At 74.2% G+C, this 9,451-nt stretch carries 6 protein-coding genes; 1 reads left to right on the top strand and 5 read right to left on the bottom strand.

Features of this window, described 5'->3' with window-relative positions:
- Positions 1–1,842, bottom strand: a 1,842-nt coding sequence (locus GT030_RS23250) for an ATP-dependent helicase (RefSeq protein ID WP_346009724.1), incomplete at its 3' end; no start/stop codon positions are given.
- A gap of 198 nt (positions 1,843–2,040) precedes the next feature.
- On the opposite strand from GT030_RS23250, the gene GT030_RS23245 reads away from it, so the two are divergent.
- Positions 2,041–2,298: a mycoredoxin gene (locus GT030_RS23245; RefSeq protein ID WP_086695487.1), complete on the top strand. Its 258-nt coding sequence runs from the start codon at positions 2,041–2,043 to the stop codon at positions 2,296–2,298.
- Positions 2,299–2,358: 60 nt separating this feature from the next.
- Here the strand turns inward: GT030_RS23245 and nudC are convergent, their stop codons facing one another.
- The 4 genes from nudC to GT030_RS23225 form a co-directional block, all read right to left on the bottom strand.
- A complete protein-coding gene (gene nudC, locus GT030_RS23240) occupies positions 2,359–3,303 on the bottom strand; it encodes an NAD(+) diphosphatase (RefSeq protein ID WP_031181100.1) in 945 nt (314 codons plus the stop codon).
- A 151-nt stretch (positions 3,304–3,454) separates the two neighbouring features.
- A complete protein-coding gene (locus tag GT030_RS23235; RefSeq protein WP_161202750.1) occupies positions 3,455–4,861 on the bottom strand; it encodes a dipeptidase in 1,407 nt (468 codons plus the stop codon).
- Positions 4,862–4,871: 10 nt separating this feature from the next.
- Positions 4,872–8,285, bottom strand: a complete 3,414-nt coding sequence (locus tag GT030_RS23230) for an ATP-dependent DNA helicase (protein ID WP_161202749.1) — start codon at positions 8,283–8,285, stop codon at positions 4,872–4,874.
- An 85-nt stretch (positions 8,286–8,370) separates the two neighbouring features.
- A partial coding sequence (locus tag GT030_RS23225) for a PD-(D/E)XK nuclease family protein (protein WP_161202748.1) occupies positions 8,371–9,451 on the bottom strand: 1,081 nt, incomplete at its 5' end.

Below are 9,451 nucleotides of genomic sequence, written 5' to 3'. Positions count from 1 at the left end.
CGCGGCCGGGAGGCCGCCGAGGGTGCCGCGCTCGACGCCGCCGGTGCCGGTCGCCGCGCGGCCGACGGTGGCGGTGGAGCCGGGCCGCAGTCCGTCGAGGAAGCGGCTCGGTTTGCGGCCCGCCCTGCCGCCGGGCGAGCGGGCGAGGGACCAGGAGAGGTGGAGCCGTTCCCGCGCGCGGGTGACGCCGACGTAGAGGAGGCGGCGTTCCTCCTCGATCTGCTCGTCGGTCTTGGCGTAGGTGATCGGCAGCATGCCCTCGGCGACGCCGACCAGGAAGACGGCGTCCCACTCCAGGCCCTTGGCCGCGTGCAGCGAGGCGAGCGTGACGCCTTGGACGGTCGGGGCGTGCTGGGCGGTGGCCCGCTCGTCCAGCTCCGCGACCAGGTCGCTCAGGGTGGCCTTGGGGTGGGCCGCGGCGAAGTCGTGGGCGAGAGCGACCAGCGCGGCCAGCGACTCCCAGCGTTCGCGGACGGCGCCGGAGCCGGCCGGGGGCTCGCTGCTCCAGCCCTCGCCGGAGAGCACGGCGCGGACCTGGGAGGGCAGGTCGACCGCCTCGTCGAGCAGGGAGTCGTTGCCGCCGAAGCGGGCGGCGGCGCGCAGGGCGACACCCGCCTTGCGCACCTCGGGCCGGTCGAAGAAGCGCTCGGCGCCGCGCAGCTGGTAGGGGACGCCGGCGTCGGCCAGGGCCTGTTCGTAGGTCTCGGACTGGGAGTTGGTGCGGAACAGGACGGCGATCTCGGCGGCCGGCGTCCCGGCGGCGATCAGCTCGCGGATGCGGCGGGCGGCGCCCTCGGCCTCGGCGGGCTCGTCGGTGTACTCGGTGTAGACGGGTTCGGGGCCCTGGGCGCGCTGGGAGACCAGTTCCAGCCGGTGGTCGGCGGCGCGGCCGTGGGCCTGGGCGAGCAGTCCGTTCGCGAGGCGGACCACCTGGGGGGTGGAGCGGTAGTCCCGGACCAGCTTGACCACGGTGGCGCCGGGGTGGCGGAGCCGGAAGTCGAGGAGATGGTCGGGGGTTGCTCCCGTGAACGAGTAGATGGTCTGGCTGGCGTCTCCGACGACACACAGGCTGTCGCGGTCGCCGAGCCAGAGTTCGAGCAGCCGCTGCTGGAGCGGGCTGACGTCCTGGTACTCGTCCACCACGAAGTGCTGGTACTGGGCGCGTACCTGGTCGGCGATGTCGTGCCGGTCCTGGAGGACGGCGACGGTCAGCAGCAGCACGTCCTCGAAGTCGATGACGGCGCGGTCGCGCTTGAGGTTCTCGTAGGCCGCGTAGAGGTGGGAGATCTCGGCCGGGTCGCGCGGGGTCTCGCGGCCCGCCTTCACGGCCGCGTAGGGATAGTCGGCGGGGACGGTCTGGGTGACCTTGCACCACTCGATCTCGGCGGTGGCGTCCCGCAGCTCGCCCCGGTCCAGGCGGAGACCGCAGGTGGCGGCCGCGTCGGCGACCAGCTGGATCTTGCGGTCGACCAGCCGGGGCAGCCCGCCGCCGATCGCTTTCGGCCAGAAGTACTGGAGCTGGCGGAGCGCGGCGGAGTGGAAGGTGCGGGCCTGCACGCCCTGGGCGCCGAGCTGGCGGAGCCGGCCGCGCATCTCGCCCGCGGCACGGTTGGTGAAGGTGACGGCGAGCACGCTGGAGGGCGTCAGGAGGCCCGAGCGCACCCCGTACGCGATGCGGTGGGTGATGGCGCGGGTCTTGCCCGTGCCCGCTCCGGCCAGGACGCACACCGGCCCGTGCAAGGCGGTGGCGACCTCGCGCTGCTCGGGGTCGAGCCCTTCGAGCACCGCGTCGGCCGAGTCCGGGGTCCGCGGGAAGAGAGGGGAGGGCGTTGCTGCTGTCACATGGCCATGCTGCCAGGTCGGCCGGGACCATCGCGTCGGTTGTCCACAGGCGGGCCCCGATAGTCGTTTTAATGCGGCGGGTGTCACAGCGACCGCGTGGGGCGGGCATCACATCCGTGGGAATGCACATCGGACCTCCCGCGTTTGCCCTGTGCACGACGTAGGACGTACCCCCCGGCCGCCTGAGGAGCGCGAGACATGCAGGGCACTGTGACGATGTACAGCACGACTTGGTGCGGTTACTGCCGCCGGCTGAAGGGCCAGCTCGACCGGGAGGGCATCCCCTTCACCGAGATCAACATCGAGCACGACCCGGAGTCCGCGACGTTCGTGGAGAAGGCCAACGACGGCAACCAGACGGTGCCGACCGTGCGCGTCGTGCCCGTCGGGGGTGGCTCCGAGGTCGTCATGACCAACCCGAGCCTCGCCCAGGTGAAGCAGGCGCTCGGCGCCTGACCCCGCAGAACCGCCGGAACCCCGGTCGCCCGTACACAGGGCGGCCGGGGTTTCTGGCGTCTAGAAGGCGCTCCGGGTCGGCAGCGGCTTGCCGTACCACATCTCGATCAGCCGGGCGGCGATCGAGATGCCGTAGGGCGGCAGCACCTCGCCGGACTCGAAGGCCGCGCCCAGCTCGTCGCGGGAGAACCAGCGGGCCTCCTCGATCTCCTCGCCGTCGGCGTCGATCTCGGTGGAGGTGGCGTGGGCGAAGAAGCCCAGCATCAGGCTGGAGGGGAACGGCCAGGGCTGGCTGGCGACGTACTCGACCTCGCCGACCGTGATGCCCGCCTCCTCGAAGACCTCGCGGCGCACCGACTGCTCGATGGACTCGCCGGGCTCGACGAACCCGGCCAGCGTGGAGAAGCGGCCCTCGGGCCAGTGCACCTGGCGGCCGAGCAGGATGCGGTCCTGGCCGTCGGTGACCGCCATGATCACCGCAGGGTCGGTGCGCGGGTAGTGCTCGGCGCCGCAGGCCGGGCAGCGCCGGATGTGCCCGGCGGCGGCGATGACGGTGCGCTCGCCGCAGCGGGAGCAGAAGCGGTGGGTGCGCTGCCAGTTCTCCAGGCCGACCGCGTGCACCATCAGCCCGGCGTCGCGCGGGGAGAGCAGCAGGCCCGCCTCGCGCAGTCCGGCGGGGCGTGCGGACTGGTCGATGCGGCCGGGCAGGGAGTCCTTCTGGAGCGCGAAGTAGCTGACGCCGTCCTCGTCCTCGCCCAGGAAGTAGCGGTGGGCCTCGGTGAGGGGGGCCTCGAAGGAGGGGGTCATGACGAGTTCGGTGCGCCCGTCGGGCGTCTCGTCGATGAGCACCTGGCCGCCGGAGACCACGAAGCAGCGGGTCGTGGGGTGGCTCCACGCCGCCGCGAGCCAGGCTTCGTCGAGCCGGTGGTGGGCGGCTCGGTCGATGCCGCTCGGGGCGGTGAGCGAGATGGGTCGGTCAGCGGTGTGGTCGGTCCGGGTGGTCACTGGTGCTTCCAACTCCCCCAATGGAACGGTCGGTTCGGCGGGCGGTTCGGCGGGACACGGGTCAGGGGCACCGCGGCCGGGCGGGGGCGGCCGGGCCGGGCGGCCCTTCCAGTGTGCCCGGCGCGCGGTGCCGTTCCCGAACGGCGGCTGTTCAGCAGGGTGCGGGGCGCCAGTTCTCGGCGAGGTCGCTCCACAGGTGGGCGCTGGTCTCGACGCCCTTGAAGAGCAGGTCCAGCTCGACCTTCTCGTTGGGGGCGTGCCAGCCGTCGGAGGGGACGGAGATGCCGAGGAAGAGGACCGGGGCGCCGAGCACCTCCTGGAGGTCGGCGGCGGGGCCGGAGCCTCCTTCCCGGGTGAAGCGCACGGGCTTGTCGAAGGCGCGGCCCATCGCGCGGGCGACGGACTGCAGTGCGGGGTGGTCGAGCGGGGTGAGGCAGGGACGCGTACCCGGGCTGAAGTCGATCTCCAGCCGGATGCCGGCGGGCGCCTGCCGCTCGGCCCAGTCCTGCACGGCCTTCTCGACGGCGCCGAGATCCTGCCCGGCGACCAGCCGGAAGGACAGCTTCACCACGGCCGAGGAGGGGATGATCGTCTTGCTGCCGGCGCCCTGGTAGCCGCCGCCGATGCCGTTGACCTCGGCGGTCGGGCGGGCCCAGATGCGCTCCAGGGTGCTGTACCCGGCCTCGCCGTGGGCCGCGTGGGACTTGGCGGTGCGCAGCCACTCGGCCTCGTCGAAGGGCAGCTCGGCGAAGAGGGCGCGCTCGCGCTCGGTCAGCTCCACGACGCCGTCGTAGAAGCCGGGGACGGCCACGCGCCCGTGCTCGTCGTGCAGGGCGGCGACCAGGCGGGCGGCGGCGGTGGCCGGATTGGGCACCGCGCCGCCGAAGGAGCCGGAGTGGATGTCCTGGTCGGGGCCGTACAGCCGGATCTCGCACTCCGCGAGGCCCCGCATGCCCGTGCACACCGTGGGGGTGTCCTCGGACCACATGCCGGTGTCGGAGACGATCACGGCGTCGGCGGCCAGCCGGTCGGCGTGCTCCTCGACCAGGGCGCGGAAGTTCGGGGAGCCGGACTCCTCCTCGCCCTCGATCAGCAGCTTGAGGTTGACGGCGGGCGCGGTACGGCCGGTCGCGGCGAGGTGGGCGCGGACGCCGAGTGTGTGGAAGAACACCTGGCCCTTGTCGTCGGCGGCACCGCGCGCGTGAAGGCGGTTTCCTCGTACGACGGGCTCGAAGGGGTCGGTGTCCCAGCCGTCCTCGCGGGCGGCGGGCTGCACGTCGTGGTGGCCGTAGACCAGCACGGTGGGGGCCTCGGGGTCGCCCGAGGGCCATTCGGCGTAGACGGCCGGGGCGCCGGGGGTGGGCCAGACCTCGGCCACCGGGAAGCCGGTGGCGGTGAGTTTCCCGGCGAGCCAGTCGGCGCTGCGGCGGACATCGGGGGCGTGTTCCGGCTGGGCGGACACGGACGGGATGCGCAGCCAGGCGGCGAGGTCGTCGAGGAAGGCGGCGCGGTGTCGTTCGATGTACGCGTGGACGGCGCTGTCCGGGGTCTGGCTCATGCTCACGAGCCTATCGGCCCGCGCGGACATCCTCGGCGGGCGGTTCGTCACACCCCGGTGTCCCCGTCGCCCCGGTTCGCTCCCCTTCGAGCAGTCGCGCCAGCTCCTCCCGGCCGGGCAGCGGGTCCGGACGGTCGACCTCCCCGGTGCGCACGTAAAGGAACGCGGCCGTGACCCGTTCCGGCGGGACGCCCTGCTGTTCCGCCCAGGCCAGCCGGTACACGGCGAGCTGGAGCGGGTCGGCGCCGCGCGTGCGGCCGGTCTTCCAGTCGAGGATCTCGTACGTGGCGTCCGCGCCCTCGCCGTCCTTGTAGACGGCGTCGATCCGGCCGCGTACGACCCGCCCGGCGAGGGTGAGCTGTACGGGGACTTCGACGCGGTAGGGCGTGCGCCGGGCGTACTCGGTGCGCTCGAAGGCCTCCTTGAGGGCTTCGAGGTCGGCTTCGTCGGCGATCTCGGCGTCGGTGCCGGGCAGGTCGTCCGGTTCCAGCAGGGGCAGCATCAGCTCCTCGTAGCGGGACTCGACCCAGGCGTGGAAGCGGGTGCCCCGGCGCGCGGCCGGCTGCGGGGGGCGCGGCATGGGGCGGGCGAGTTCCTGCGCGAGCCCGTCGGGGTCCTCGGCCAGCCGGAGCATCTGGGTGGCGGTGAGGACGGCGGGCAGCGGTACGTCGATGACACCGCGCCGGGCGCGCATCAGCTCCCCGGCGAGGGCGTCGAGGTCGCGGTCCCAGGAGGCGACCGCGCGGGCCTCCTCCGGGGTGAGCGGCTCGGGGGCGGACGCCTGGTGCGGCACGGGGAGGGCGGGGTGGTCGCCGCTCCAGGAGTCCCGGGCGCCGGGCTCCTCGAAGGCGCCGTAGGGCTCCTCGTCCTCCGGGGGCTCGGTGGGCCACTCCGGGTCGTCGTACGGGACCGGGGCGGCCGTGGGCGGAGCCTGGAGGTGGGCGCGGACGGTGCGGGCGGCCCGGCGACGGCGTGCGAAGGCGGTGGCGTCCAGGGGCAGCGGCCATGCCTGGTCGGCGTGGGCGGTGTGCAGGGCGGGGTTCTCGTCGCCCTCCTCGGGGGCGTCCGCCCACACCTCGGTCTCGCCGTACCCGGCGGCGCAGTGGTCGTGCAGGGCCTGGAGGAAGTCGGAGGGGCCGCGCGGCTTCTTCTGGCTGGGGCCCCACCAGTGGCCGGAGCCGAGCAGGAGGGAGCGGGGGCGGGTGAAGGTGACGTAGCCGAGGCGCAGCTCCTCGGTGAGCTGGTGCTCCTTCATGGCCTCGTGGAAGCCCTTGATGCCTTTGGCGTCCCAGGAGCCGACATCGGGCAGGGTTTCGGTGTCCCCGCGCAGGGCGTGCGGGAGCACCTTGGCCTGCGCGGTCCACTTCTCGCGCCCCTGGGCGCTGGGGAAGGTGCCCTTGACCAGGCCGGGGACGGCGACCACGTCCCACTCCAGCCCCTTGGACTTGTGCGCGGTGAGCACCTTGACGGTGTTCTCGCCGCCGGGCAGCGCGTTGTCGAGCCCCTTCTCGTACTGGGCGGCGGTGCGCAGGAAGGCGAGGAAGGCGAGCAGGGTGGCCTCGCCGTCGCCGGCCGCGAAGGAGGCGGCCACGTCGAGGAAGTTGGACAGGGTCTCACGGCGGCGGGCGGCCAGCGCGTGCGGGGACGCGGACAGCTCGACCTCCAGGCCGGTGACGGCGAGCACCCGGTGCAGCACGTCCATCAGCGGGTCGGAGAGGCTGCGGCGCAGGTCGCGCAGTTCGGCGGCGAGGCGGGCGAAGCGCACCCGCGCGTCCGGGGAGAACGGCAGGTCGTCGTCGTACCCCTCGGTGCCGAAGGAGGTCTCCAGGAAGGTGTCCAGGGCGTCCGCGAGGGAGGTGACCTCGGAGGGGTCGACGCCCTCGACGGCCTCGGCGAGCCTGCGGTCGGGGTCGTCGGCGCCGCCCACGCGGGCGTGGGCGACGAGCAGCCGGGCGCGGCGGCCGAGCAGGGCCAGGTCGCGCGGGCCGATGCGCCAGCGCGGGCCGGTGAGCAGCCGGACCAGGGCCGCGTTGGCGCCGGGGTCCTGGAGCACCTCGCAGACGGCGACCAGGTCCGCGACCTCGGGCAGGTGCAGCAGCCCGGACAGCCCGACGACCTCCACGGGCACGTCGCGGGCGACCAGCGCGCCCTGGATCTCCGCGAAGTCGGTCGCGGTGCGGCACAGGACGGCGATCTCGCCGGGCGGGGTGCCGGTGCGCACCAGGTGGGCGAGGGAGTCGGCGAGCCAGTCGATCTCCTCGGCGTGGGTGCGCAGCAGGGCGCAGCGGACCAGGCCGTCGCGCTCGGCGCCGGGGGCCGGACGGAGCGCCTCCACGCCCGCGTGCATGGCGCGCAGGGGCTCCGCGAGGCCGTTGGCGAGGTCGAGGAGGCGGCCGCCGCTGCGCCGGTTCTCGCTGAGCGCCTGCCGGGTGGCGGGGCTGCCGTCGGCGCGGGCGAAGTGCTCGGGGAAGTCGTCCAGGTTGGCGACGGACGCGCCGCGCCAGCCGTAGATGGCCTGGCAGGGGTCGCCCACGGCGGTGACGGGGTGGCCGGTGCCGTGGCCGAAGAGGCCCGCCAGGAGGACGCGCTGGGCGACGGAGGTGTCCTGGTACTCGTCCAGCAGGACGACCCGGAACTCCTCGCGCAGCAGGCGTCCCACCTCGGGGACGCGGGCGAGGCGGGCCGACAGGGCGATCTGGTCGCCGAAGTCGAGCAGGTCGCGGGCGCGTTTGGCGGCCCGGTAGCGCTGGACGAGCCCGGCGAGTTCCCCGCGCGCGGCGAGCGTCTCGGGCACCTTGCGCAGGTCGGCGTTGCTGAGCCTGACCCCGTCCAGGGTGGTCAGCAGGCCGGCGTCCCAGACACGGAGTTCCTCGGGGTCGACCAGGTGCTCGGACAGCTCGGAGTCGAGCGCGAGCAGGTCGGTGACGAGGTCGGCGAAGGAGCGGGTCAGCGCCGGGTAGGGACCCGGTGCCTCGCGCAGCACCCGGGCGGCGAGCTGGAAGCGGGTGGCGTCCGCGAGCAGCCGCGAGCTGGGCTCCAGGCCGAGGCGGAGACCGTGGTCGGTGAGCAGCCGCCCGGCGAAGGCGTGGTACGTCGAGATGACGGGCTCGCCGGGCGGGTTGTCCGGGTCGATCACGTCCGGGTCGGTGATCCCGGCCTTGACCAGCGCCTTGCGGACGCGTTCGGCGAGTTCGCCGGCCGCCTTGTTGGTGAAGGTCAGGCCGAGCACCTGCTCGGGGGCGACCTGGCCGGTGCCGACCAGCCAGACGACGCGGGCGGCCATCACGGTGGTCTTGCCCGAACCGGCTCCGGCCACGATCACCTGCGGGGCGGGCGGCGCGATGATGCAGGCCGTCTGTTCCGGGGTGAACGGGATGCCGAGCAGCTCTTTGAGCTGCTCGGGGTCGGTGAGGTGCGCGGGCATGCGGGGAAGGCTAGCGGCGACCGCTGACAAACGGGCGCCCCGGCTGTGGAAAGCGCAGGTCAGCGAGGTGCCTCGGTGCCGTACGTCACTCCACCACGTGCCGGCCCTCGGGGCGTGCGCTGCACGAGGCGCGGAAGGAGCAGTGCGCGCAGTGCTGGCCGGTGGTGGGGGTGAACCGTTCGTCCAGCACCTTTCCGGCCGCCGTGGCCAGCAGGTCCCCGACCCACTCCCCCTTCAGCGGCTCCTGGGCCTGCACCTTGGGCAGCGTCTCGCCGCCCTCCTTCTTCGCCGCGCCCTGCCGGAGCTGGACGAGTTCCGCGCCGCCGGGCTCGGGGCGCTCGCCGTCGAAGGCGTCGTCCACCGCGCCCTCGGCCACCGCGAGCTGGTAGACGGCGAGCTGGGGGTGGCGGGCGACCTCGGCGGCGGTGGGGGCGTTCTTGCCGGTCTTGAAGTCCACGACGTAGGCCCGGCCCTCGCCGTCCGTCTCGACGCGGTCCATCTGGCCCCGGATGCGGACCTGGTACTCCCCGGCCTCCAGGGTCACGTCGAAGTCCCGCTCGCTGGCTACGGGCGTACGGGTGGCGCGGTCCAGGACGTGCCAGTTCAGGAAGCGTTCGAGCGCCGCGCGGGCGGTCTCCTTCTCCTGGGCGGACTTCCAGGGCGCGTCGAAGGCGAGCGCGTTCCACACCGAGTCCAGGCGTTCCATCAGGACGTCGAGGTCGGCGGGGGTACGGCCGGAGGCGACCTCGTCGGCCAGGACGTGGACGACGTTGCCGAAGCCCTGGGCGGCCGTGGCGGGCGCGTCGGCCTTCACCTCCCGGCCCAGGAACCACTGGAGGGCGCAGGTGTTGGCGAGCTGGTCCAGCGCGCTGCCGGAGAGCACCACGGGCTGGTCCCGGTCGCGCAGCGGCACCTTGCTCGCGGTGGGCTCGTACATCCCCCACCAGCGGTCGGGGTGGGCGGCGGGCACCAGCGGGCGGCCGTCCTCGTCGGCGAGGGCGGCGAGCCGGGCCAGCCGGCGGGCGGCGGCGTCCCGCAGGCCCTCCGAGACGTCCGGGTCGACGGTGGTGGCGCGCAGCTCCGCGACGAGCGCGGCGACGGCCAGCGGGCGGCGCGGGCGGCCGGTGACGTCGCGGGGCTCGACGCCCAGCTCGGTCAGGAAGCGG

The organism is Streptomyces sp. SID1328, from assembly GCF_009865595.1.
Lineage (GTDB): Bacteria > Actinomycetota > Actinomycetes > Streptomycetales > Streptomycetaceae > Streptomyces > Streptomyces griseoluteus.
Note: the sequence above shows the minus strand (reverse complement) of the source record. Positions and strands in the feature narration are given on the sequence as shown.